At 64.0% G+C, this 25,397-nt stretch carries 21 protein-coding genes; 9 read left to right on the forward strand and 12 right to left on the reverse strand.

Annotated features, from left to right (window positions below; all coding sequences use genetic code 11):
- Nucleotides 1-89 precede the first annotated feature (89 nt).
- The 6 genes from AB1286_RS15615 (at nt 90) to AB1286_RS15640 (ending at nt 4,935) form a co-directional block, all read left to right on the forward strand.
- Nucleotides 90-1,049 carry a LysR substrate-binding domain-containing protein gene (locus tag AB1286_RS15615; RefSeq protein ID WP_430364114.1) on the forward strand — a complete coding sequence of 320 codons (960 nt, stop codon included), beginning with the start codon at nt 90-92 and terminating at the stop codon, nt 1,047-1,049.
- A 141-nt stretch (nt 1,050-1,190) separates the two neighbouring features.
- On the forward strand, nt 1,191-1,322 hold the full coding sequence (locus AB1286_RS15620) for a hypothetical protein (RefSeq protein ID WP_430364115.1): 132 nt from the start codon (nt 1,191-1,193) through the stop codon (nt 1,320-1,322).
- Nucleotides 1,323-1,382: 60 nt separating this feature from the next.
- Nucleotides 1,383-2,837 (forward strand): catalase, encoded by a 1,455-nt coding sequence (locus tag AB1286_RS15625; protein WP_430364116.1) that lies wholly within the window; start codon nt 1,383-1,385, stop codon nt 2,835-2,837.
- Between the two features lie 216 nt (nt 2,838-3,053).
- Nucleotides 3,054-3,545 carry a Dps family protein gene (locus AB1286_RS15630; RefSeq protein WP_430364117.1) on the forward strand — a complete coding sequence of 164 codons (492 nt, stop codon included), beginning with the start codon at nt 3,054-3,056 and terminating at the stop codon, nt 3,543-3,545.
- 142 nt (nt 3,546-3,687) lie between these two features.
- Nucleotides 3,688-4,551 (forward strand): 4-hydroxybenzoate octaprenyltransferase, encoded by an 864-nt coding sequence (gene ubiA / locus AB1286_RS15635; RefSeq protein WP_430365082.1) that lies wholly within the window; start codon nt 3,688-3,690, stop codon nt 4,549-4,551.
- 123 nt (nt 4,552-4,674) lie between these two features.
- Nucleotides 4,675-4,935, forward strand: coding sequence for a hypothetical protein (locus AB1286_RS15640; protein WP_430364118.1), 261 nt, complete (start codon nt 4,675-4,677; stop codon nt 4,933-4,935).
- A gap of 145 nt (nt 4,936-5,080) precedes the next feature.
- Here AB1286_RS15640 and proC read toward each other — a convergent pair whose 3' ends face one another.
- The 4 genes from proC to AB1286_RS15660 form a co-directional block, all read right to left on the reverse strand.
- Nucleotides 5,081-5,893, reverse strand: coding sequence for a pyrroline-5-carboxylate reductase (gene proC / locus AB1286_RS15645; protein ID WP_430364119.1), 813 nt, complete (start codon nt 5,891-5,893; stop codon nt 5,081-5,083).
- Nucleotides 5,894-6,013: 120 nt separating this feature from the next.
- Nucleotides 6,014-6,712, reverse strand: coding sequence for a YggS family pyridoxal phosphate-dependent enzyme (locus AB1286_RS15650; protein ID WP_430364120.1), 699 nt, complete (start codon nt 6,710-6,712; stop codon nt 6,014-6,016).
- Between the two features lie 164 nt (nt 6,713-6,876).
- Nucleotides 6,877-8,121 carry a M24 family metallopeptidase gene (locus AB1286_RS15655; RefSeq protein WP_430364121.1) on the reverse strand — a complete coding sequence of 415 codons (1,245 nt, stop codon included), beginning with the start codon at nt 8,119-8,121 and terminating at the stop codon, nt 6,877-6,879.
- Between the two features lie 27 nt (nt 8,122-8,148).
- A complete protein-coding gene (locus AB1286_RS15660) occupies nt 8,149-8,382 on the reverse strand; it encodes a hypothetical protein (protein WP_430364122.1) in 234 nt (77 codons plus the stop codon).
- A gap of 159 nt (nt 8,383-8,541) precedes the next feature.
- Here AB1286_RS15660 and AB1286_RS15665 point away from each other — a divergent pair, with 159 nt between their 5' ends.
- A complete protein-coding gene (locus tag AB1286_RS15665) occupies nt 8,542-9,276 on the forward strand; it encodes a TetR/AcrR family transcriptional regulator (protein WP_430364123.1) in 735 nt (244 codons plus the stop codon).
- Between the two features lie 78 nt (nt 9,277-9,354).
- Here the strand turns inward: AB1286_RS15665 and glcF are convergent, their stop codons facing one another.
- The 4 genes from glcF to AB1286_RS15685 all read right to left on the reverse strand — a co-directional run bounded on the left by glcF (nt 9,355) and on the right by AB1286_RS15685 (nt 14,876).
- Nucleotides 9,355-10,602, reverse strand: coding sequence for a glycolate oxidase subunit GlcF (gene glcF / locus AB1286_RS15670; protein WP_430364124.1), 1,248 nt, complete (start codon nt 10,600-10,602; stop codon nt 9,355-9,357).
- Nucleotides 10,603-10,690: 88 nt separating this feature from the next.
- Complete coding sequence (gene glcE, locus AB1286_RS15675; RefSeq protein WP_430365083.1) at nt 10,691-11,779, reverse strand: glycolate oxidase subunit GlcE; 1,089 nt, start codon at nt 11,777-11,779, stop codon at nt 10,691-10,693.
- Nucleotides 11,780-11,940: 161 nt separating this feature from the next.
- Nucleotides 11,941-13,434 (reverse strand): FAD-linked oxidase C-terminal domain-containing protein, encoded by a 1,494-nt coding sequence (locus AB1286_RS15680; protein WP_430364125.1) that lies wholly within the window; start codon nt 13,432-13,434, stop codon nt 11,941-11,943.
- A gap of 20 nt (nt 13,435-13,454) precedes the next feature.
- A complete protein-coding gene (locus AB1286_RS15685; RefSeq protein ID WP_430365084.1) occupies nt 13,455-14,876 on the reverse strand; it encodes an FAD-binding oxidoreductase in 1,422 nt (473 codons plus the stop codon).
- A 318-nt stretch (nt 14,877-15,194) separates the two neighbouring features.
- Between AB1286_RS15685 and AB1286_RS15690 the strand changes: the two genes are divergently transcribed.
- Both AB1286_RS15690 and hmpA read left to right on the forward strand, forming a co-directional pair.
- The gene (locus AB1286_RS15690) at nt 15,195-15,776 is read left to right on the forward strand and encodes a cob(I)yrinic acid a,c-diamide adenosyltransferase (RefSeq protein WP_430364126.1); all 582 of its coding nucleotides are present in this window, start codon (nt 15,195-15,197) and stop codon (nt 15,774-15,776) included.
- 153 nt (nt 15,777-15,929) lie between these two features.
- Complete coding sequence (hmpA, locus tag AB1286_RS15695) at nt 15,930-17,138, forward strand: NO-inducible flavohemoprotein (protein ID WP_430364127.1); 1,209 nt, start codon at nt 15,930-15,932, stop codon at nt 17,136-17,138.
- A gap of 124 nt (nt 17,139-17,262) precedes the next feature.
- Here the strand turns inward: hmpA and aroG are convergent, their stop codons facing one another.
- The 4 genes from aroG to AB1286_RS15715 form a co-directional block, all read right to left on the reverse strand.
- Entirely contained in the window at nt 17,263-18,336 is a 1,074-nt protein-coding gene (gene aroG, locus AB1286_RS15700; protein WP_430364128.1) for a 3-deoxy-7-phosphoheptulonate synthase AroG, read from the reverse strand.
- Between the two features lie 327 nt (nt 18,337-18,663).
- Entirely contained in the window at nt 18,664-20,130 is a 1,467-nt protein-coding gene (gene tldD / locus AB1286_RS15705) for a metalloprotease TldD (RefSeq protein ID WP_430364129.1), read from the reverse strand.
- A 24-nt stretch (nt 20,131-20,154) separates the two neighbouring features.
- Nucleotides 20,155-20,991, reverse strand: a complete 837-nt coding sequence (locus tag AB1286_RS15710; protein ID WP_430365085.1) for a carbon-nitrogen hydrolase family protein — start codon at nt 20,989-20,991, stop codon at nt 20,155-20,157.
- Nucleotides 20,992-21,064: 73 nt separating this feature from the next.
- Complete coding sequence (locus AB1286_RS15715) at nt 21,065-25,279, reverse strand: YhdP family protein (RefSeq protein ID WP_430364130.1); 4,215 nt, start codon at nt 25,277-25,279, stop codon at nt 21,065-21,067.
- Nucleotides 25,280-25,397 lie beyond the last annotated feature (118 nt).

Here is a 25,397-nt window from a genome sequence, read left to right on the forward strand (position 1 = left end):
GCGGCCAAGGACACGCAGCCCAGTTGGCGAATCGCCGTGGCGGGTGTATAAGATAAACCTATCGATTTCAATGTCTTGATTGGTCCCCAATGACGCTCACTGAACTGAAATACATCGTGGCGGTTGCGCGCGAGCGGCATTTTGGCCGCGCCGCCGAGGCGTGCTTCGTCAGCCAGCCCACTTTATCGGTTGCGATCAAGAAGCTCGAGGACGAACTGAACGTGCAGATCTTCGAGCGCGGCACGAGCGAAGTCAGCGTGACGCCGATCGGCGAACAGATCGTCACGCAAGCGCAGCGCGTGCTCGAGCAGACGCTCGCCATCAAGGAAATCGCGAAGCAGGGCAAGGATCCGCTCGTTGGGCCGCTGCGTTTGGGCGTGATCTATACGATCGGGCCGTATTTGCTGCCGACGCTCGTCAAGCAGATGATCAGGGCCGTCCCGCAGATGCCGTTGATGCTGCAAGAGAACTACACGCTCAAGCTCATCGAGTTGCTCAAGCAGGGCGAGATCGACGTGGCGATCATGGCATTGCCGTTTCCCGAAACGGGACTCATGGTGCGTCCGCTCTACGACGAACCGTTCGTCGTGGCGTTGCCGGCCGGGCATGCCTGGGAGTCGCGCAAGAAAATCGATGCGAACGACTTGAAGCAAGAAACGATGCTGTTGCTCGGCAACGGACATTGCTTCCGCGATCACGTGCTCGGCGTCTGCCCGGAGCTCATGCGTTTTTCGCAAACGGCCGACGGTATCCAGAAGACGTTCGAAGGATCCTCGCTCGAAACGATTCGTCATATGGTCGCAAGCGGCGTCGGCATCACGGTGCTGCCGCGCATGTCGGTGCCCGAGGTTCGAGCGCATGCGGGCGGGCCCGATGCGGGGCTGCTCAGCTATGTGCCGTTCGAGGAGCCCGTGCCGGACCGCCGCGTCGTGCTGGCCTGGCGCAAGAGCTTCACGCGGATGCCCGCCATCGACGCGATCAGCGAAGCGATCGGCTCGTGCGAGCTGCCCGGCGTCAGCAAACTCGATATGCCGGCGGTTCTGAACTGAATCCGCCGCCCGGCCGCGACCTCTCCGGCCGGGCCTATCGAATAGATAAAAACAATTAAATATAGTTATTCGATAGTTTTTAATATCCTCTTCTCCATGGATCGCGCCGATCGGACGATCAAGCCCACCATGGAGAAAGTCATGTCGCAACTCATCGCCCGAGTCGTTTCCTCGTCTTCGCGGCCGCGCGCCGGCGCGCGGCTGACCGTCTCGCTGCGCAACTCGCGCGCCGCCGTTTTCTCCTTGCTTGCCGATCGCGCGCTTGCCGCTTGAGCGGTTCCGGCCCAGTTACCCACAACAACCGATAAACGATTCTTCTTCGAGGAGTTCACGATGACCGACCGCAAACTGACGACCGCCGCCGGCGCCCCTGTCGCCGATAACCAAAACTCGCTGACGGCCGGCGCGCGCGGCCCGATCGCCCTTCAAGACGTCTGGCTGCTCGAAAAGCTCGCGCACTTCGATCGCGAGGTCATTCCCGAGCGGCGCGTGCACGCCAAGGGATCGGGCGCGTTCGGACGCTTCGTCGTCACGCACGACATCACGAAGTACACGAAAGCCAAGCTCTTCGGCGAACTGGGCAAGGAAACGCCGCTGTTCATCCGCTTCTCGACGGTCGCCGGCGAGCGCGGCGCGGCCGACGCCGAGCGCGACGTGCGCGGCTTTTCGATCAAGTTCTACACGGAAGAGGGCAACTGGGACGTGGTGGGTAACAACACCCCCGTATTCTTCGTGCGCGACCCGCTGAAGTTCCCCGATTTCATTCATTCGCAAAAGCGCGATCCGTACACGAACTTGCGCAGCAACATCGCGGCGTGGGACTTCTGGTCGCGTCATCCGGAGTCGCTGCATCAAGTCACGATTTTGATGAGCGATCGCGGGATTCCGCGCAACTATCGCCAACAGCACGGTTTCGGCTCGCATACGTTTTCGTTCGTCAACGCGGACGGCGAACGCTTCTGGGTCAAATTCCACTTCAAGTCGGCGCAGGGCGTGGAGAACTATACGGACGAGCAAGCCGCTCAAGTGATCGCGGGCGACCGCGAAAGCGCCCAACGCGATCTGATCGATAGCATCGACCGCGGCGAATTCCCGAAGTGGCATTTCCGTATTCAAGTGATGCCGGAGGCCGATGCGGCCAAAGTGCCGTACAACCCGTTCGACATCACGAAAGTATGGCCGCATAAAGACTATCCGCTCATCGATGTCGGCGTGATCGAGTTGAACCGAAACGCGGGCAACTATTTCTCCGACGTGGAGCAGGCCGCGTTCACGCCGGCGAACGTCGTGCCCGGCATCGGCTTCTCGCCCGATCGCTTGTTGCAGGGACGGCTCTTCTCGTACGGCGATGCGCAGCGTTACCGGCTGGGCGTCAATCACCACCAGATCCCGGTGAATGCGCCGAAATGCCCGTTCCACAACGCGTTCCATCGCGACGGCGCAATGCGCACCGACGGCAACCTCGGCGGCACGCCGAACTACGAGCCGAACCGGTTCGGCGCCTTCGCACAGGATCGCAGCGCCGCCGAGCCCGCGCTCGCGGCGGGCGCAATCGATCGCTACGACCACCGCGAGGACGACGATTACTACAGCCAGCCCGGCGCGCTCTTTCGCCTGTTCGGCGAGGGCGAACGGCAGCGCTTGTTCGAAAACATCGCGCGTCACATCGAAGGCGTGCCCGAGGACATCGTCGCGCGTCAGATCGAACATTTCAGCCGGGCCGATAAGGCCTACGGCGACGGTGTCGCGGCGGCAATCGAGCAGCGCCGGGCCGCGCGGGCCGGGTAATTGTCGGATCGTCGGGGCATAGCCGGCGGTCATTCGCGTGCCGGCCCGGTGCACAAAAGCGGGTGCGGCGCCACGTAAGTGGCGCCATTTCACTTGGCTGGGCTACACTGGCGGTCAGTTCGTTCCCTACTGAATTGCGTTGGCTGCGTTCGCTCGATTCGTCGTTCGCGATTGCCGCCGACAGGTTCGGCCGTTTCATCCTTGGAAGGAATCGCCATGGCAAAGAAAAATACCGCAGCAGTGCAAATCGACATCGGCATCAGCGACAAAGATCGCAAGAAGATCGCGGAAGGGCTGTCGCGACTGCTTGCCGATACCTACACGCTCTATCTGAAGACCCATAACTTTCATTGGAACGTCACGGGTCCGATGTTCAATACGCTGCACTTGATGTTCGAAGGTCAGTACAACGAACTCGCGCTGGCCGTCGACGCAATCGCCGAGCGCATCCGCGCACTCGGCGTGCACGCGCCCGGTAGCTATAAGGACTTCGCGAAGCTCTCCTCGATCCCCGAGGCCGACGGCGTACCCGCCGCCGAAGAGATGATTCGCCAACTCGTGCAAGGCCAAGAGGCTGTCGCCCGTACGGCGCGCGAAGTGTTCTCGGCGGCCGATGCGGCGAACGATCAGCCTACGGCCGATCTGTTGACGCAACGCCTCCAGACGCACGAAAAGACGGCGTGGATGCTGCGCTCGATGCTCGGCTGATACGTTCGACGATCGCGCGGCAAGCTTGCCGCCATCGTCGGTAGCGAGGGCCGCCCGCGCAATCGGGCGGCCCTTTGTCCTTTCGGCTCTACAATACGGCGTCCGTCTCTCGCTTTTCGCCGCACTGCCTATGTACGCGCCCATCTTTGCCCGCCTTCCGCTCTATCTGCGCTTGATCCGCATGGACAAGCCGATCGGCAGCCTGCTGCTGCTCTGGCCCACCCTCAACGCGCTATGGATTGCCTCGAACGGGCGGCCGTCGATTTCGCTGCTGGTCATCTTCACCGTCGGCACCGTGCTTATGCGCTCGGCGGGCTGTGCGATCAACGACTACGCCGATCGCGACTTCGATCGCTACGTCAAACGCACCGAATCGCGTCCGATTACCTCCGGCAAGATTCGCGCGTGGGAGGCGCTCGTCATCGCGGCCAGTTTGTCGCTCGTGTCGTTTCTCTTGATCTTGCCGCTCAACGCGCTGACCAAGGAATTGTCGGTCGCGGCTTTGTTCGTGGCGGGCACGTATCCGTTCACCAAGCGCTTCTTTGCGATCCCGCAAGCCTATCTCGGGATTGCGTTCGGCTTCGGCATTCCGATGGCGTTCGCGGCCGTACAGGACCAAGTGCCGGCGATCGCCTGGGTGATGCTCTTGGCTAACGTCTTTTGGTCGGTAGCGTACGACACCGAGTACGCGATGGTCGATCGCGACGACGACATCAAAATCGGTATTCGCACATCGGCGCTGACCTTTGGCCGTTATGACGTGGCCGCGGTGATGTTGTGCTACGCAGTCACGCTCGGTATTTATCTCGCGCTCGGCGTGACGCTGCATTTCGGCTGGCTCTATTGGGTCGGCTGGATGGGGGCGCTCGGCTGCGCGCTCTACCACTACACGTTGATCAAAGACCGCGAGCGGATGCCGTGCTTCGCGGCCTTCCGCCACAATAACTGGCTTGGCGGCGTACTCTTCGTGGGCATTGCCGTGCACTACGCATTTGCGGGGCTCTGAGGGAATCGGCGACGGTCTCGACTGTAATAGAAATTTACAGCTTCCTATTTAAGCGTGGTAAGCGCGACGGGCGCATCGAGCGTTATTTGTCGTGAAGCAACCACCCTTACCTGGGAGATTTCAATGAAGATCAAAACCGTCATCTTGCTTGCCAGCGCCCTTTTGGTCGCCAACGTCGCTTCCGCCGATGAGCTGCATAACAAGGCAATGGGTGCGACCCGCGACCTTCAGCAAGCGATCCACGAAATGCACGTCATTCAAGAAGAACACGGTGGGGAGTTTGGCGGTCACTTGGCGCGGGCCGAAGAACTGGCTCGCCAAGCCGAGCAAGAACGCGCCGCGGCTTTGGAGTACTACCGGGTGCGACACCCCGGCTGGCAATAAGCGATCCGATAGCGGCAAGTGCTTGCACGCATTTGCCGCCGGTATGGCAATGCGCCTTTGCGCGGCGCATTCATCCCTCGATGTTCGTTCGAGACTGGCGAGGCCGTATTGGCCGCGCCAGTTCGATTGATCCCGCGACCGTGACTTATTGATTGCCGAGCTCGTCGCCCATTTCCTTGGCGCGCGCATCGGCTGCGAGCACGCCGTTTACGATCGCTTCCTTGACGCCTTGCGCATCGAACGCCGCGAGCGCCGCGGCTGTCGTGCCGCCCTTGGACGTCACGCGTTCGCGCAAGACGGACGCGCTTTCCTCCGATTGCACGGCCAACTGAGCCGCGCCCGCAAAGGTGCCGAGCGCGAGCGCGCGACCTTCGTCTTCGCCCAAACCGAGACGGCGCGCTGCTTCTTGCAACGCCTCGATGAAATAGAACACATAGGCGGGGCCGCTGCCGGAGATCGCGGTGACGGCATCGATCTTCGCTTCATCATCGAACCAAACCGTGGTGCCGACCGCGCCCAGCACCTGCGAGGCGAGCGACCGGCCGGTTTCGTCGACACCCGACAGCGCGGCCAATCCGGTGACGCCTTGGCCGATCAGGGCAGGCGTATTCGGCATGGCGCGCACGATGCGCGTGTAGCCGCCGAGCCAACGCGACAAGTCGACACCGCGAATGCCGGCGGCAATGCTCACGACGAGTTGCGTCGACAGGTGAGGTGCGAGCGATGCCGATACGGCTTTCAACACCTGCGGTTTGACGGCCAGCACGATCGCGTCGTAGTCAACCAGGGCCTCGTCGGCTGAGGCTGCCGTCGCGATGCCGAACTGCTCGTGCGTACGGGTGCGCGCGTCTTCGTTGACGTCGATGGCGTAGAGGTCGGCCGGTGCGACGCCGCGCTTGATCAGGCCGCCGATCAATGCCGCGGCCATGTTGCCGCCGCCGATGAATGCGATTTTCATGTCGAGGATGGGAGTGGGCGCAGCGGCTGATTATAGATCGCCGCCGTGCGCAATTCAGTTGGGTACAACCGATTGATGGGGACGTGCTTTCATTCGCGCGGCGCAGGTGTGCACGGCGGCTCAGTGCGAGTAATCGCGTTTGCCGAAAATCGCCGTGCCGATGCGCACCATCGTCGCCCCTTCGAGGACGGCCGCTTCCAAGTCGCTCGACATGCCCATCGACATCGTATCGAGCGCCAGGCCTTCGGCGCATAGCGTCTCGAACAGCGTGCGCAAGATTCGATGGGGCTCGCGCTGCGCTTGGATGTCGTCGGCGGGTTCGGGAATCGACATCAAGCCGCGCAGACGCAGCTTGGGCAGCGCGGCGATCGCGCGCGCCAGGGCGAGCGCGTCACGTGCGGGCACGCCGCTCTTGGAGGCTTCGCCGCTGACGTTCACTTGCAGACAGACGTTCAAAGCGGGAAGGGCGTCGGGGCGCTGCTCGGACAAGCGCTGCGCAATCTTGAGACGATCGACCGAATGAACCCAATCGAACTGTTCGGCGACGGGCCGCGTTTTGTTCGATTGCAGCGGGCCGATGAAATGCCATTCGATCTGAGCGCGCAGATCGGCGAGCGCCTCGATCTTAGCTAGCGACTCCTGCACGTAGTTTTCGCCGAAGGCGCGTTGACCGGCCGCGAAGGCCGCCCGGACATCTTCGGCTGGGAACGTCTTGGAGACGGCCAGCAGCTCGATCGACTCAGGGGAGCGGTGGGCCGCCTGGGCCGCGCGTTCGATGCGGGCGTGAACGGCCCGCAGGTTCTCTGCGATATGGGACATAGGTTGTGCGTGAGCGAGGGCACGAGGTCTGTCGCGGATTATACGGCGCGGGTGGAGCAGGCTTCGGCGGTGTCGACTCCCCCATTGCGCCCTCGCGGTCGTGGTTGGGGGCTTCCTGCATCGAACAATTGTGGACGAATGTCGGCACCGTGCCTTGACAACGCTCATGCCAGCATCAGCCGGGTCGAGTTGCTATTGAGTTCGATGCCGCCGTCCTCGCCGACAAGGACGGTCCCACCGAGATTGATCAAGCGCCGACCGATTCCGCAGTTCGGTTCGAGGGCAAAGACCATTCCGGCTTCTAGCACCCGGTCGTTACCCATCGAAGGGATGGGCAACACCTTGCCGTAACGGGCCAATTCGGGCAGGTCGGCAAGGCGCTCGCCCGCGCCGATCATCGTATAGGGCGTCAGCGAATGAACGAGAGGGTGAGCGTGCCAGCATGCCCGCTCGCGCATCGGCACTCGCATCGCTTCGACGACATCGGCGAAAACGCTTCCGGCTTTGAGCGCCTTGACCCCCGCCTCATAAGACGCGCGCGCGAGAGCCGCGGCATCATGGAAGTCGGGGTGAACGTTGCCGACGGCAATCGCTGGCTGATGCTGGGTTTCAAGCATGCCGAACGACGAAAAGACCTCCGACAGAACAACGTCACCTTCCCTGATGGTGCGCGGTGTTTCGGGCCGATAGAGCCATGTAGGCGGTCCCCATCCGACGAATTCCGGACCGGAGCCAAGCAAAATCTGACCGCAGTAACCCACATTGCGGGCCGCGGTGTCGAGGGCAGCCGCATAGATTTCATGCTCGCCGGCGCCCGGACGAGTCGCATCGCGCATCGCGGCGCACATTTTTTCTCCGACGCTTGCCGACCATTTCAGAACGGCAATCTCTTCGGCGCTTTTGACCGACGTTCGGGCGAAGAAGTCGTTACCGACTGCCTCGAAGCGCGCTTCCGGCAGGTCGTCCACGATCCCCTTCCACGTGTTGTAGGGGATGACGCCATCGAAATAGTAGGGGGGATAAGGTTCCAGCCCGACGACGCCGAATTTGCACCGGTTGAGACCGCGGTCTTCGATGATTTCGACGACATTCGAACCCATCTTCCCCGTATAGATATTCTCGGGCCTGATCCAGCTCGTGTATCCGGACGCTGCCGCCTGGATGTGATCCGCTATGACGGTCACGAGGAAGACGATGACGATCGGCTCTTCGCCCTTCGGAACGATGACGATCGAACCCGGGCGTTCGTTCGTCAACCATGTGTCCGGGGCATAAAAGGCGGGAAACGCCCCCTCGCGATCCCCATAGACGAGCAAAGCATCGAGCCCGCGCTCCTCCATGAGCGTGTTGGCGATAGACCAGCGCCGGTCGCGTTCGGCGAACGAATAACTCGGGATGCTAGTAGACATGGCTCTTCCTATCTCGAGGTCAGATGGTTAGATCCGGGCGCCTTCGATTTCCGCGGTGCCGAGTGGCAACTTCGCCGTGGCGGTCAAACGATCGCCGTCGACCCTTCCTTCGACGTCGGCATGAACGCGCCCGATCGGCGTTCCGATGCGGGCCGGGAAACGGAATTCGTGGCCATTGACGGTGCCGCCGGAAAAATCGGAGCGACCCTTGGCGGTCTCGATATAGCCGGACAGCGTCGTTCCCTCGGCGCGGAGCGTCATTTGCGCGTCCTTCGGACCGAGTGGGGTTTTGACCGTGATCTTGTATGTTCCTTCGATAGACATATTGAGTGCTCCGCCGATGATTGAGTTAATGACTCCTCGGTCATTATAGAGTGGTCGTCGATGCAGTCAATGATTTAATGACTATGGAGTCATTAAATGGTAATGTTGGACGTCCCGATGGGTGCAGCGGCCATCGGCGTCGTGCAATTCGGTGGAGAAACGGAATCGATGGAAGAGCAGGCATCCGGGGCGGCGGGCAAAGAGCGGCGCCGACGCAAAGAAGCGCGACCTCAGGAAATCATCGCGGCGGGCCTGGCCGAGTTTGCCGAGCATGGTTTCGAGGCGACGCGGCTGGATGACGTTGCCGCCCGGGCCGGCATCGTCAAGGGCACGATCTACCGATATTTCGGCAGCAAGGAAGCGCTCTTCGAAGCGGCTTTGTCATCGGGCATCGCCCCCGCCTTCGAGGCTTTGCCAAGCATTGTCGAGTCCCATGAGGGCACGACCTCCGACCTCTTGACCGTGTTGATCGAGCGCCTTTATGCGACCTTGTTCACCCAAGACGTGGAGCTATTGGTACGGATCATCATATGCGAGGGGCGGCGTTTTCCGGCCATCGCGGAGCTGTATCACCGGCTTCTGATAAGCAGGGGGAGAGAAATCCTTCACCGGGCGATGGCGCGCGGCATCGCGCGCGGCGAGCTGACCCCATCCCCTCTGAGCGAGACGCCGGAAGCGCTTATCGGCCCAATGGTCATGGCGATTATCTGGCATATGGTTTTCGATCGCGTGGATCCGATTGAGCCGAGGCGTTTCTTGGACGCTCACCTTTTCATGCTGAGGCAGGTTCTGGCAGGCGATCTTCGGAAGGACTCCTTCATCGACCCATGAGGTCCGCATGCAGCACAGCTATCTCTCGTCTATCGGGCGGAGTCGGTTTTCATCAATCGCGAAACCCACTGAAGTGGGTCACCCGTACACCAAATGCTCGACCAACTCGACCCAGTGCGCGACGGGCATGGATGTCCCGCTTTGCAAATGAGCGATACACCCGACGTTGCCCGATACGACCATCTGCGGCTCGAGCGCCTCTAGGTTGCGTACTTTCCGATCGCGCAGCGTATAGGACATCGCAGGTTGCGTGACCGAATAGGTACCCGCCGAGCCGCAGCACAGATGGCTGTCGGCCGGGAGCCGCACTTCCACGCCGAGCGTGGCGAGCAGATGCTCGACCGCCCCGCGGATCTGCTGTCCATGTTGAAGCGTGCACGGCGGATGGTAGGCCACCGTGTGCACGCCGCGCCGTCGCGCAAGTCCGGCCAATTCCGTCTCGAAGCCGCCCAACACCTCGACGACGTCGCGCGAGAGCTCGGTGATTCGCTGCGCTTTGCCCGCATAGGCAGGGTCGTTGCGCAACAGATGGCCGTATTCCTTCACGGTCGCGCCGCAACCGGAGGCGTTGATCACGATTGCCTCGACGCCGGCTTCCACGTGAGGCCACCAGGCGTCGATGTTGCGCCGGACATCGTCGAGCGCCTCGTCTCGATAGCCCAAATGAAGCCGAATCGCGCCGCAGCACCCGGCTTCGGGTTCGATCAACGTCTCGATGCCGAGCGCATGCAGCACGCGCGCCGTTGCGATATTGATATTCGGCAGCATCGACGGTTGCACGCAGCCGGAGAGCAGCAACATGCGGCGCGCCGTACCCTCGGACGGGGCAAGCTCGGCGCGATTCGGCCATTCGAGCAGCCGTTGGCGCGGCGGGACTTTGTCGCGCAAGCGGCGCGGGAGGAACGGACGAACCAACTGTCCGAGCCGCATAGCCGGCGCGAACAGCGCGCTATTGGGCAGCACGCTCGCGAGCACCCTGCGCAACAGTTGCTGACGCAGCGGCCGCGGCACGCTCTTCTCCACGTGCTCGCGGCCGATCTCGACGAGCCGCCCGTACTGCACGCCCGAGGGGCATGTCGTCTCGCAGCTGCGGCAAGTGAGGCAACGGTCCAGATGCAACTGCGTGCTGCGCGTCACGCTGCCGCCTTCAAGCATTTGCTTGATCAAGTAGATGCGTCCGCGCGGCCCGTCCAATTCGTCGCCGAGCAATTGATAGGTCGGGCAGGTCGCCGTGCAAAAGCCGCAATGCACGCATTTGCGCAAGATCGCATCGGCCTCGTCGCCGTCGGCTGTGTTGCGGATGAAGTCTGCGAGTTGGGTCTGCATTGCGTCGCTGTCGCCTCTTAGCTTTTGCGCCGCCAGGCGATCGGCGAGTGCGCTAGGCGCCGTTCAAACGTCATCGTCGGCATAGGCATCAGAAATCGGGGTACATCCGTGCGCGATTGAAAATGCGCGCCGGGTCGAAGGCGGCCTTCAGGCCGCGATGGATCTTCTGGAGCGGCATCGGCAGCAAGGTAAAGACGCCGACGCTGCGGTCGAAACTTCGGCCTGCCCGAAAGATCGTCGCGTGGCCGCCCGCCTGCTTGGCGCTGATGCGCACCGTCTGCGCATCGGTATCGGTGATCCACCAGCGCTGCGCGCCGCCCCATTCCATCAACTGCGCCCCCGGCAGTTGCAGCGGTTCCGTGATCGAGGGCAGGGCAAGACGCCATAGCGCCGAATCGGGGGGAATCGAGGCGAAGAAGGGATCGGTTTGCTCGCGCAGCCCTTCCCAAAACCGCTCGGCTTCGACGGCGTCGACAACCTCTCCGCCGATCGTGTTGCGGGCCGACTTCACCGCGGTCTCCGCGCCCGACAAACGCACGGCCAGTGTGCCGTTGCGCCAGGCGCTCGCCGTGATCGGCAGCGGCCGCCCGCCCCATTCGTTGAGCTTGCGAACGGCATCGGTCCCATTCATATCGAATTTGAGCGTGGCTTCCATCGCGGGGCGCGGCATGACCTTGACCGACAGATCGAGCATCAAACCCAGCGTGCCGAGCGAGCCGGCCATGAGCCGCGCGACATCGTAGCCGGCGACGTTCTTGACCACCTGGCCGCCGAAGCGCAGCACGTCACCGGCGCCGTTCATCAGCGTGACGCCTAGCACGAAATCCCGGGCCGCGCCCGCTTGCGCCCGGCGTGGCCCGGAGATGCCGGCCGCAATGCAGCCGCCGAACGTCGAGGCGCGGCCGAAGTGCGGCGGCTCGAAGGCGAGCATCTGGTCGTGTTCGGCGAGCGTCGCCTCGATCTCCGCGAGCGGCGTGCCGCAGCGGGCCGTGATCACGAGTTCCGCGGGGTCGTAGGCAAGGATGCCTCGATAGGCGCGCGTATCGAGTATTTCGCCCTGAAGTTGTTGGCCGTACCAATCTTTCGTGCCCGCACCGCGCAAGCGCAGCGGGCGCGCCTCGGCCGTGGCCTGCCGGATCCGTTCGGACCAGTAGGCCACGATGTCCTCGTCCTGCATGGCTTCGCGCTTCGTCGTGTCGTTCATCCGGTGGTGCCGGCTTTTAGCAAGTCATGCCGTCATGGCGTTCGTTACAGATTGTACCGACCGAGCGCGGCGAGACAAGCCGCGGCGCGGGCGCCTAGGGGTAAGTCCGTGGGTACGCTTCACCCGGCGGCCCTTTAAAAACGCGGTATGTCCGGATGCGGCAGCAAGCCGCCGCGCACGTGCATCTTGCCGTACTCGGCGCAGCGCGCGCGAGTGGGAATCCCCTTTGTGGGGTTCAGCAATTCGGCTGGGTCGAACGCGCGCTTGACCGCGAAGAAGGCCTCACGCTCCGCATCCGAAAACTGCACGCACATCGAATTGATCTTTTCGACGCCGACCCCGTGCTCACCGGTAATCGTGCCGCCGAATTCGACGCACGCTTCAAGGATCTCGGCGCCGAACTCCTCGGCGCGGCGTAGCTCGTCCGGGTCGTTGCCGTTGAATAGGATGAGCGGGTGCATGTTGCCGTCGCCCGCATGGAAGACGTTGATGCAACGCAGCCCGTACTTGCCTTCCATCGTTTCGATCCGCGCGAGCAGCGGACCGATGCTGCGGCGAGGGACGGTGCCGTCCATGCAGTAGTAATCGGGCGAGATTCGTCCCGCTGCCGGAAACGCATTCTTGCGGCCCGACCAAAAGCGCAGTCGTTCGGCCTCGGTGCGCGAGATTTGCAGGCGTGTCGCGCCGTGTTCGCGCAGTACGGCGGTCATTCGGACGATTTCGTCCGCGACTTCCTCGGGCGTGCCATCGGATTCGCATAGCAAAATGGCCGCACAGTCGAGGTCGTAACCGGCGCCGACAAACGCCTCGACGGCGCGCGTGGCGGGCCGGTCCATCATCTCGAGGCCCGCCGGAATGATGCCGGCCGCGATGATGGCCGCGACGGCCTCGCCGCCTTTGACGACATCGTCGAAACTCGCCATGACGACTTGCGCCGTTTGCGGCTTCGGAATGAGCTTGACCGTGACTTCCGTCACGATGGCGAACATCCCCTCGCTGCCGATCATGACGGCGAGCAGATCGAGTCCGGGCGCGTCGGGCGCGAGCGAACCGAACTCGACGATGTCGCCGTCCATCGTCACGGCGCGCACGCGCAGCACGTTATGGACGGTCAAGCCGTACTTGAGACAATGCACGCCGCCCGAGTTTTCGCTGACGTTACCGCCGATCGTGCAGGCGATTTGCGACGAGGGATCGGGCGCGTAGTAAAGCCCGTACGGTGCGGCCGCCTCGGAGACGGCAAGATTGCGCACACCAGGTTGGACGGTAGCCGTGCGCGCATACGGATCGACGTCGACGATCTTCGTGAACCGCGAGAGCGAGAGCACGACGCCGTGCGCGATCGGCGTAGCGCCGCCCGACAGGCCCGTGCCTGCGCCGCGAGGTACGACGGGCACGCCGAGCCGCCGGCAAATTTGCAGCACGCGCTGCACCTGGCCCTCGGTTTCGGGCAACGCGACCGCAAGCGGCAATTGTCGATAGACGCTCAGGCCGTCGCACTCGTACGGCGCGGTGTCTTCGTCGCGATAGAGTAGGCAGTGCGCGGGCAGCGTGGCCATGAGCGCCTGCACGACTTCGCGTTGGCGCTCGGCGCGGACGTCGCTCGGCGACGAGACAACGGCTTCCATAGGCTCCCCCGTTGGCCGCTTCAGGCCGTATAAGAAAAGATCTTGCCCGGGTTCATCAGATTGCGCGGATCGAACGCATGCTTGATTGCGCGCATGGCGTCGACGGCCGCGGGGCCGTGTTCGTCGAGCAAGAAGTCCATCTTGTGCAGCCCGATGCCATGTTCGCCCGTACACGTGCCGCCCATCGCGAGCGCCCGTTGCACGACACGCCGGTTCAAGCGTTCCGCTTCCTCGAGTTCTTCTGGCTTCTCTGGGTCGATGAGCATCGCGACGTGGAAATTGCCGTCACCGACGTGGCCGACGATCGGGCAAGGCAGCGGCGACCCAAGCAAGTCTTGTTCGGTTTCGACGACGCAATCGGCCAAGCGCGAGATCGGCACGCAGACGTCGGTCGTCACGGCGCGGCAACCCGGCTTCAATTGCAGCATCGCGAAAAAGGCCGTGTGGCGCGCGTTCCATAGGCGGTTGCGCTCCTCGGGCCGCGTGGCCCAGGCAAAGCCGCTACCGCCGTGCTCGCCGGCGACGCTTTCGACGCGCTCGGCCTGCTCTTTCACGCCCGCGTCGCTGCCGTGGAATTCGAAAAAGAGCGTCGGCGATTCCGGCAAGGTGAGATTCGAATGCCGGTTGATCGCGCGAACGGCGAGCGTATCGACGAATTCGACGCGCGCAATCGGCACGCCGAGCTGAATCGTTTCGATGACGGTTCGAACGGCTTCGCCCATCGACGGGAATGCGCAGACGGCCGCCGACACGGCTTCGGGCTGCGGATAGAGCCGGACGGTGACTTCGGTGATGACGCCGAGCGTTCCTTCCGAGCCGACGAAAAGCCGCGTCAGGTCGTAGCCGGCCGACGATTTACGGGCCCGCGTGCCGGTTTTGACGACGCGCCCGTCGGCCAGCACCACGGTGAGGCCGAGTACGTTCTCGCGCATCGTGCCGTAGCGCACGGCATTCGTACCCGAGGCCCGCGTGGCCGACATGCCGCCCAAGCTCGCATCGGCACCGGGGTCGATCGGAAAGAACAGTCCGGTATCCCGTAGCGCTTCGTTAAGCGTCTTGCGCGAGACGCCGGCCTCGACGGTGGCCGTCATGTCTTCCGCCGCGATCGAGACGATCCGGTTCATGCCCGATAAGTCGATGCTGACGCCGCCTTCCACGGCAAGCAACTGTCCTTCGAGCGAGGAGCCGTTGCCGTAGGGGATGATGGGCACCTGGTAGTGTGCGCACAGCTCGACGATCGCGCGCACTTCCTCCGTGCTCTGCGCGAAGACGACGGCATCGGGCAATTGCGGATCGAATGGGGATTCGTCGCGGCCATGGTGCGCGCGCACAGCCTCCGATATGGAGACGCGTTCGCCGAATTGCGCTTGCAGCGCGGACAGCAACTCGGACGGGAACGGCCGGCGGGGGCGTACCGCGGCTGGAGGCACGGGGTGGTTCACGAATAGCGTCTCCCGGCGCGACGCGGTGATCGACGTGTCGCGCATTGGTATGTCGGTGTAGTCGAACGCAGGCGCACTTGGCGCGCGAGCAGCCTTCGGCAAGCGTGCCCCCGTTCAAAGCTTGCTTCATTCTACGCCGATCGCCGGGCCGTCAGAATTGGCCGAAAGGCTTAGCCGCATAGCCGAACGCCGGCCAAAAGCCCTTCGCCGCCCGCCTATAATGAGTCGCTTCGCCTATCGGCGTAGGGCAGCACCCATAGGCGCCGATGAGCGCCGATAACCGCCGGTACGTCGTCAACGCATAAAGGGAGTCATGACATGGGCCACCGCTTGAGCAAAATCGCAACGCGCACGGGCGACGACGGTACGACGGGTCTCGGCGACGGCAGCCGCGTGCGCAAGGACGATGCGCGCGTCGTGGCGATGGGCGAGGTCGACGAACTGAACTCGCAGATCGGCGTGTTGCTGACGGAGCCGTTACCGGCCGATGTGCATGACGCGTTGACCGCGATTCAGCACGACTTGTTCGACTTGGGCGGGGAGCTCTGCATCCCGGGCCATACCGTGATCGGCGATGCGCATTTGGCTCGGCTCGATGGATGGCTCGAGCATTACAACGCCGATTTGCCGCCGCTGAAGGAGTTCATCTTGCCGGGCGGCACACGCGCCGCCGCGCTTGCGCATGTGTGCCGCACCGTTTGCCGCCGCGCCGAGCGCGCGATCGTCACGCTCGGCGCCGCGCAGCCGCTTGCCGATGCGTCGGGCGCCGTTGCGTCGGGCGCCGGTGCGCCGCGCCGCTACGTCAATCGTTTATCCGATTTGCTGTTCGTCTTATCGCGCGTGCTGAATCGGGCCGGCGGCGGGCAAGACGTGCTGTGGCAGCCCGGGCGCCGCGCCTGATCGCGCGGGTGCAGCAGACGAGAGCGCGACAAAAGGGCAAACGCAGGGTTCCCGCGGCGTGCGCGGCATGCTGCCCTGCGACAATGTGTCGTATGGAGTGGGCGGTTTGTTAAAATGTATTCTTGATGCATCTTAACGAGGAACGCCAAAACGATGACCTCCGCCCTTACGCCCGACCAAATTTCCCGCGTCAAAGCAACCGCTCCTGTCTTCGCCGAACACGGTGCGACGATCACGAAGCACTTTTATCGCCGCATGTTTGCGAATCGCCCCGAACTGCGCAACCTGTTCAACCAGACGCATCAAGAGAGCGGCAGTCAAGCCGACGTCCTCGCGCACGCCGTCTATGCGTACGCGGCCAATATCGATAATCTCGGCGCACTCGGCTCGGCGGTCGGTCGGATCACGCATAAGCATGCAAGTCTGAACATCCGTCCCGAACACTACCCCATCGTCGGCGAAAACCTACTCGCTTCGGTCGTGGAAGTGCTCGGCGATGCTGTGGACGAAGCGACGCTCGAGGCTTGGCGAGCCGCCTACGCGCAGCTCGCACAGATCATGATCGGCGCCGAAGCGAAGCTCTACGACAACGCGGCATGGAGCGGCTATCGTCCGTTCACCGTTTCGCGCAAAGTGGTCGAAAGCGATGAGATCACGTCGTTTTACCTCACGCCGGCAGACGGCGGACCGGCCGCGGGTTTCGAGCCGGGCCAATATGTGACCGTGAAGCGGTATGTCGGCGAGCTGGGCGTCGACCAGCCTCGGCAGTACAGCTTGTCGGACGCGCCGCATGGTAAGTGGCTGCGCATCTCCGTCAAGCGCGAAAGCGGGAACGAGGCCATTCCGGCCGGCCGCCTCTCGACGCTGCTGCACGAGGGTGTGGAAGAGGGCAGCATCGTCGAGGTGACGGCGCCGATGGGCGATTTTCATCTCGATCGCACGAAATCGACGCCGGTCGTACTCGTGTCGGGCGGCGTGGGCATTACGCCGATGATGTCGATGCTCTCGACGTTGGCGGCCGAAGGCAGCGCGCGTCGCGTAGCCTTCGTGCATGCATGCCGCAACGGCAAGGTTCACGCGTTCAAGCAATGGCTCGCGCAAACCGTTCAGGCGCAACCGAACGTGTCCCGCGCGGTGTTTTACGAAGAAGTGGGGCCGGCCGATAAGCAAGGCGTCGATTACGACTTCGAAGGCCGGATCGATTTCTCGCGCATCGCCGAGCAAGCCGTCTTGCCCGATGCCGACTACTATCTGTGCGGGCCGATGGCCTTTATGGAAGTGCAGCGCGATGCGCTCGTGGCGCTCGGCGTCGATCCGGCGCGGATCCACAGCGAAGTGTTCGGATCGGGCGCGCTGGCCTGATTGATCTAGCCTAAGCGGCAAACGGGCCGCCCAGTTTCGGGAGCGAACGCTCTCGAAGCCGGGCGGCCCGCTTCATTGGTGCGGTCTGCGCCCATCGGGCGCAGACCGCGCATACCTCGATCGTTCAGTTGCCGCTACCGCGCGCAATGCGCCGCTGCTTGACGCTTTCGGCGAGCCCTTCCAATACCGCGACGCTTTCGTCCCAGCCGATGCAGGCGTCGGTGATGCTTTGGCCGTACGTCAGCGTGCAGTCCGGCTGCAAATCTTGCCGGCCGGCCACGAGATGCGATTCCACCATGACGCCGACGATGCGTTCGTCGCCGGCGGCCACTTGCCGGCCGATGTCGGCGCACACGGGAATCTGGTTCTCGTGCTTCTTCGAGCTGTTGGCGTGGCTCGCGTCGATCATCAGGCGCGCCGCCAGTCCGGCGCGGCCGATGTCGGCGCATGCCGCATCGACGCTGGCCGCATCGTAGTTCGGCGTCTTGCCGCCGCGCAGGATCACGTGACAGTCTTCGTTGCCTGCCGTCGAGACGATGGCGGAGTGGCCGCCCTTCGTCACCGAGAGGAAGTGGTGCGGCTGCGACGCGGCCTTGATCGCATCGACGGCGATCTTGACGTTGCCGTCGGTACCGTTCTTGAAGCCCACCGGGCACGAGAGCCCCGAGGCCAATTCCCGATGCACTTGCGATTCGGTGGTACGTGCGCCGATCGCGCCCCACGACACCAGATCGGCGATGTATTGCGGGCTGATCATGTCGAGGTATTCGGTGCCCGCGGGCAGGCCCAGTTCGTTGATACCGACGAGCAATTCGCGCGCGGCGCGTAGACCGTCGTTGATCTTGAAGCTGTTGTCGAGATACGGGTCGTTGATGAGGCCCTTCCAGCCCACGGTCGTACGCGGCTTTTCGAAGTAGACGCGCATGACGATCTCGAGCTCGCCGGCGAAGCGCTTGCGCTCTTGCACGAGCCGGCTCGCATACTCGAGCGCAGCCTTCGGATCATGAATCGAACACGGCCCGATGATGACGATGAGTCGATCGTCCATGCCGTGCAGGATCCGATGCAGTGCGCGGCGCGTGCCGTAGATGAGGTCGGAGACCGCTTCCGTGCAGGCGAACTCGCGAATCAAGTGCGCAGGCGGCGTCAGCTCTTTCAGCTCGCGGATACGGACGTCATCGGTATTGTGCGGGGGCATGTTGTACTTCTCCTCATCGGGTTCGGGGCTCGCCTACGATCGACCTGCCGAGGCGAAAAAAAACCGCCAGGTTCGCTGGCGGTTTTTCGGGAATTCGGGTTTGCGTAACGCGCTAACACCCCTCTCGATCCGCCAGCGGACTGAGATGCCAAAAGAAGTAAAAGTGAAAATGAAACTTCGGCGACATGGCAGGGGTGAGGCTCGTAAAAAAGGTGCGTTTCACTTTATACGCCCGTTAGGCGCGGTCGGCAACCCGTGACGGCAAACAATGCGGATATTCCGCGTCAAACGGCGTGGCGATGCAAAATGCGTGCATGGCCATGTCATTCAGACCGTGCCGCCTACCGTCAAATTGTCGATACGCAGCGTCGGTTGGCCCACGCCGACGGGCACGCTTTGGCCTTCCTTGCCGCAGACGCCCACGCCCGTATCGAGCGCCATGTCGTTGCCGATCATGCTGACGTACTTGAGCGACTCGGGGCCGCTGCCGATCAGCGTCGCGCCCTTGACCGGGTAGGTGACCTTGCCGTTTTCGATCATGTACGCCTCAGACGCCGAGAACACGAACTTGCCGTTCGTGATGTCGACTTGGCCGCCGCCGAAGTTGACGGCGTAAAGGCCGTGCTTGACCGACTCGATGATCTCTTGAGGGGCCTTGTCGCCGGCAAGCATGTACGTGTTCGTCATGCGCGGCATCGGCAGCGCGGCGTACGATTCGCGCCGGGCGTTGCCCGTCACCGGCATCTTCATGAGCCGTGCGTTCAGCGTATCTTGGATATAGCCTTTGAGCACGCCGTCCTCGATCAGCGTCGTGCATTGGGTCGGGTTGCCTTCGTCGTCGATGTTCAGCGAGCCGCGGCGGTTCGGCAACGTGCCGTCGTCCACGACCGTGACGCCCTTGGCCGCGACGCGTTCGCCGATGCGGCCGGCGAAGGCTGACGATCCCTTGCGGTTGAAATCGCCCTCGAGCCCATGGCCGATCGCTTCGTGCAGCAAGACGCCGGGCCAGCCCGGGCCGAGCACGACCGTCATCGCACCGGCCGGCGCCGGGCGAGCCTCGAGGTTCACGAGCGCAGCCTTGACGGCGTCGTCGACGTAACGAGCGAGGATGTCGTCGGTGAAGTAGCCGTAATCGAACCGCCCGCCGCCGCCGCCGCTACCGATTTCGCGCCGGCCGTCTTGCTCGGCGATCACCGTCACCGATACGCGGACGAGCGGGCGCACATCGGCCGCGAGCGCGCCGTCGCTCCGGGCGACGAGGACGACGTCGTATTCGCCCGCAAGGCCGGCCATCACCTGCGTGATGCGTGTGTCGCGGCTGCGCGCCATTTGTTCGATGCGCTCGAGCAACTTGACCTTTTCGGTGGCGTCGAGCGAGGCGAGCGGATCGGCCGCCAAATAGAGGTCGCGTCCCGCCACGCCCTTGAGCGCGCTGGCCACCTTGATCTTCTGTTTGCCGCCGCCCGCCTTTGCGATCGAGCGCGTCGCGTGTGCGGCTTGCGTCAGCGCTTCGACCGAGAGGTCGTCGGAGTAGGCGAAGGCCGTGCGGTCGCCGGCGACGGCGCGCACGCCGACACCCTTGTCGATGCTGAAGCTGCCCGACTTGACGATGCCTTCCTCGAGGCTCCAGGCTTCGCTGCGGGTCGCTTGGAAGTACAAGTCGGCGTAATCGACTCGGTGCGTGAAAATATCGGCGAGCGTGCGCGTGAGGCGCGCTTCGTCGAGGCCGTAGGGCGTCAAGAGGACGTCCTTCGCGGTCGCGAGATTGCGAATACCGGGTTCGATCAGGTTCATGCGGTCGTTTCGATACGAAAAAGGTTAAGCAAGCACGCGGTGGCGCCAAGCGGGGAGGCTGCGCCTCACTTCGTCGATGCGCGCGCGGTCGATGTCGCCGGCGACGACGCCCGCGCCCTCGTCGAGCACGGCCACGACTTCGCCCCAAGGGTCGATCAACATACTGTGGCCCCAGGTACGGCGGCCGTTTTCATGCGTGCCGCCCTGAGCCGCGGCAAGCACGTAGCACTGATTCTCGACGGCGCGTGCGCGTAGCAGCATCTCCCAATGCGCGCGACCCGTCGTATAGGTGAAGGCCGAAGGCACGACGATCAGCGCGCAATCGCCCATGCGCCGGTACAACTCCGGAAAGCGCAGATCGTAGCAGACGGACAGGCCGACACGCCCGAACGGCGCGTCGAACGTGCAAACCTCGCTGCCGGGGCGAATCGTGCGTGCCTCGTCGAACGATTCGGCGCCCTTCTCGAAATTGAATAGGTGGATCTTGTCGTAGCGCGCTTTGCATGCGCCGCTCGGATCGAACACGAGCGTGGTGTTGAGCACGCGCGCGGTATCGAGCGGATCGGTTACGGTCAGCGGCAGCGTGCCGCCGATCACCCAGATGCCGTGGCGGCGCGCGCTATCGGCCAAAAAACGCTGAATGGGACCGTCGCCGTACGATTCGCGCACCGTGAGCTTGTCGGCGTCCTTATACCCCATGAAACAGAAGTACTCGGGGAGCAAAACGAGCCCGGCGCCGCCGGCCGCCGCTTGCGCGATCAGGCGCTCGGCGTCTTCGAGATTGCGTTCGCGCTCGGGCGTGCTGACCATTTGGAGCGCGGCGACGCGAAACGGTGTCGTATGGACGGGGCGATCGCTCATGAATTCGATATCGGGTACTGCCGAGGGTCGTGGGCGCAGCGTGCTGCCGAGCGCTTGGCCCAGCGTGGGCACGCTACTTGTCCGTTGCCTCGGTCGGAGCAGTCATCTTACCCCGATCGGACGTGACCCGCTCGACGAGCGGGTGCGACCACGATCCCGTGACCGAATAGTCGTGCGCGAACGCATGCGAGATCGATTGCGAGAGCGCGACGTTCGCCACGAGCGCGCCGAGGCCGAGCAGGGGATTGACGACGGTCGCGGCGATCACGGCCGAGCCCGCCGACAACGTCGGCGTAATCGCCACGCGTAGATCCTGCGTCTCTTGCGCAAGATCGACCGTGCCCGACAAATCGGCGCGCATCGGCGCCGTCACGACATGGAAATCGTCGGTGCGCGCGATGCCGTTGCGCACGTGGGCCGTGGCCGTGACGCTCTTGAAGGGCAGCCCTTCGCCGATGACGTCGCGGAAGTTCAACGCAAGCACGCGCGTGATGCTTTGCAAACTCAACACGCCGAGCAGCTTGGCCACGGCCGGATCGACCTTCAGGATCTGGCCGTGATGGAGGTCTATCGCCACGTTGCCGTCGAGCGTCGGATAGTCGATAGCGGTCGGGCCGCCGCGCCATACCGCTTTGCCCGTCAGCGAGCCCGATCCGGCTTTCACCGTGCGCGGCAGGCCGAAGCGATCGAGGAGCGCGCCGGCATCCGCGACGTCGAGCTTGAAATCGACGATCGTGCGGCGCGGCGTATCCGCGTCGACGCTGTTGCCGAGCCGGCGCGAGCTGCGCCAATTGGCCGTCGCGACGAGATGAGCGGCCGGGTTCGAGATGTCCAGCCTATCGACCTGCCACACCGGTACGCCGTCTTCCTCGAAGTTGCGCGCGTTGACGGCGAGCCGGCCGATGGAGTGACCGCGCATCGTCAAATCGTCGATGACGAGATCGATCGCCGGCATCGGCTCGTTCGCGCTCGGCGCGAGCTGGCCGAGCAGGTCGTGGCCGACCGCGACCGGGATCGAGGCTTTGCTGAGCCGGGCGCGCAACTGGCCGCCCGCCGTATCGGCCTCGCCGGGATGCCAAAAGACGTTGCCGGCCACCTCGTCCGAGGCGAGATCGGCTTGCCAATCCGAGGCGGCATGCGTCGCGTCGATAGCGACGTTCGACCATTGGCGGTTCATGAGCTTGAGCGTCTTGAAGCGTGCCGCGATACGTGTCGGCAAGAACTGCGCGGCGTGCGACGGTGCGTTCGACGCCGGGCGCGGCTGCCCGCGCTCGCCCGTCGCCGCGGCGGGCGCTTGGTGCAGTTCGCGGGCGAATGCGCGCCAGGCGTCGGCGTCGAACGTGTCGCCGGTCAGCACCGCGCTGACGCCTTGCGGCGGTAGGGCGATGGGTTCGTTCAACGCGATCGCGCCGCTCGTCACCGAGATCGCCGATTTCCCCGCGGTGGGGGTGCCCCGTTCGACCATGTAGGCGGCGCGAACCGGCCCGAGTTGCAGGTCTGCGCGTGCGCGAATCTCTTCGTCCGATCCCTGCGCGGGGCCGAGCGGTTTGACTTCGAGCGAGAACGGCATCGGCGTGCCGAGCGGCTTGCCGAGCGGGGCGGGCAAGTCCAAGGCGAGGCCGCTCAGATCCGATGTCGCCGAGACCGTCGGCAACCCGCCCGTGTGGCCGCGTACGGCGATCGAGTAGGGCGCCGCGCCGTACGTATGGGCGAGCAGTTTCGCGGCGGGGCCTTCGAGATCCAATTGACGAGCACTGTCGGCTGCGATTCGGCCCGCGACGTCGAACGCATATTGGCCGTTCTCTTGCAGGGCTCCGCTGGCACGCACGTCGCCGCCGAGCCAGCGTCCCGCGACGTGCTCAAGCGAAAGCGAGTTTTTCGTGAAGCGCACCTGGCCTTTGATATTTTCGAGCGGCGGAAACTGCGGGGCGGACAAGGTATCGCCATCCAACGTCACCGCGCCCGTCACCCCGACGTGCGGCTCGTGGGTGCGGGGAACCGTCAGCGTGAGCGCGAGCCCGGCTGCGCCGCTTGCGCGTACTTTCTCGCCCGCATGCCCCGACATACCGGCAAGCGCGCTGTTGTTCACGTAGTCGAGCAGGTCGGCGAGCGGGCCGTGCGCTTGTCCGGCGATGACGAGGTCCGACGCATGGCTGCCGAGATCGTCGATACGGCCGGCAACGCTCGTGATCGCCGCGCGCTTGTAATGCGCACGCGCGATGTCGAAGCGCAGTTTGTTTTCCTTCAGCGTGAATACGCCGTCGATGCCGTCGATCGCGGGCCAGATATCGGGCGTGCCGTTTTTCAGCGTCTTGGGCGGGTAGGGCGAGGGATCGAACTTGCCGCCCGTGAACGGCGCGACGATGCGGAAGACGCCGGCCTGCGGTTCGCGCGAATACGGAAACTTGTCGAGGCTGCCATGCACTTCGATCGTGGCCTCGCGCGCCGTGCCCGCTTGCAGACCGTGCCCGAGGTAATGGCGCAGATGTTCGCCGATGCTCGTGGGCAGATAGCGCGGGATCGTCGGCACTTTCGCCCGGGCGATCGTCGCTTTCAGATCGAGTTGGCCTCGCCCGTGCCCCGGATTCGTATAAGTTGCCGCGACCGAGCCGGCCGTGTCCGGATTATCGACGCTGAGCTCGGGCACCGATACCGAAAACGACTTGTGCGCCTCGCCGGGCGCGCGCGTGGGACTGACGGTCCAATTTCCGCGCATGCGAAGCCGGTCGAACTTCAGCCGCGGATCGTCGAATTCCCCGGGAACCGTGACGGCGGCGTTAACGGTATCGAGCGCGATCGTGCCTTGTCGCTCGTCCGCATCGATATTGCCCCACAGATTTTCGAACCCGGGCAGGCCGGCTCGCGGGTGACCGGCCGCCGATAAGCCCGGCGGCGGCTCCTGCGCGGCGAAGCTTAAGCCTTGCAAGTCGGCCTTAAAGCGATAGTGGACGACGGGCGCGGTACCGGCGACGCGCTCTTCGCTGGCGGCGAGCGCATCGGCGGGGCGAGCGCGTTCGACCGCGATCGTGTAATTCGCGACCATGCCGCGCGGATCGAAGCGGACGAGTTCGTCGAGGAATCGGCGCGGTACCGGCAAGGCGCGCGTAAATTGAGCGAGTACGCCTAGGTCGACCCGATCGCCCGATACGCTCATCAATTGACCATGCTCGACCGTCGGTACGCGATAGTGCCCCGTGAGCGTGGTCAAATCCAGCGTGCGCGACACGGGCGTGCCGTCCGGCAGCGGCGGCTGTGCGAGTTCGGCCACGAGATCGGTCAACCGGATGCGGTAGTCGCGCTGCGCCTCGATTTGCACGGCCCAGCCGAATCGGGCGACGGGCATATCGAGTTTCGGTTGCGTCGGGCGTACGCGTAGCGCGATATCGGCTCCCTCCAAGCGGCCATGCGCCGAGCGGATGTGCCCGCCCGAGAAGCGCGCCCAGATTGCGTTGTCGACGCTGCCGCCGTAGGCTGCGATCGGCAATTTCACATAGCGGCCGAGCATCGCCAATTCGACGGGACCGGTGGACAGATACGCCTGGCCGGTCCAATTCTGGGGTTTGCCGACGGACTCGAGCGGCGTATGACGAAAGCGCGCCCGGAAGTCGAGCGGGCCCTTGAGCAGTGTGCCCTCGGCCGGCGCTTGCAGGGCGACCCGGTGCACATAGCCCGCGTTCAGGATTGCAAGGCGTACGTCGTGCAGCGCCAGCTCCGGTGCGTTGCGCTGTGCGTCGCGCCAGCGCAGCGTGCCGCCGCGCAAGACGATCGCTTGTTGCGACAGCAGCCAGGTCGAGAATGTATCGTTGCCCGTGTGCGTCGTGGGCACTTGCACGGCGCCGACCCAAAGCGTGCCGTCGGCTTCTCGCGCGGCCAGCACGTCCGGCCGGTCGATCACGAGGCTCGCCAGCACCGGTTTTCCGGTCAGCAGCGAACGCCACGAGAGCGTGGCGGTGGCATGCGGCACCGACAGCGCGCTCGCTCCCCGACGATCGCGAATGACGAGGCCGGTCACGTCGATTCCCGGTTCGAACCCGGCCCAATAGGGCGCCAGCTTGGCGATTCGGAGGTCCGCATGCAGGCGCTGGGCGACGAGCGCTTCGATGCGCGGACGAAAATCGTCGATGCGGGGCAGCACGATATAGCGCAGCCCGAGAAATAGGGCGGCAACTATGAAGTAGACGAGAAAAGCGACGGCCAGGGCGAACTTCAGAATGCGGCGAAGCCGTCGATGTTCATGATGCGCTGGTCCGGCAACGGCGGCTTCGGCGGATTCCTTGCTGTCGGACATACTGCGGCGGCGAATCGGGGATGTGGTAGTTTGGCGTCTCGGACGACGAAATGTATCACAGCGGCCGCCCGTCCCCGCGCGCGAGAACGTACGCCGCCCGCAATACTCGCAGCCGATT

It is taken from the genome of Trinickia sp. NRRL B-1857 (assembly GCF_050470685.1).
Classification (GTDB): Bacteria; Pseudomonadota; Gammaproteobacteria; order Burkholderiales; family Burkholderiaceae; genus Trinickia.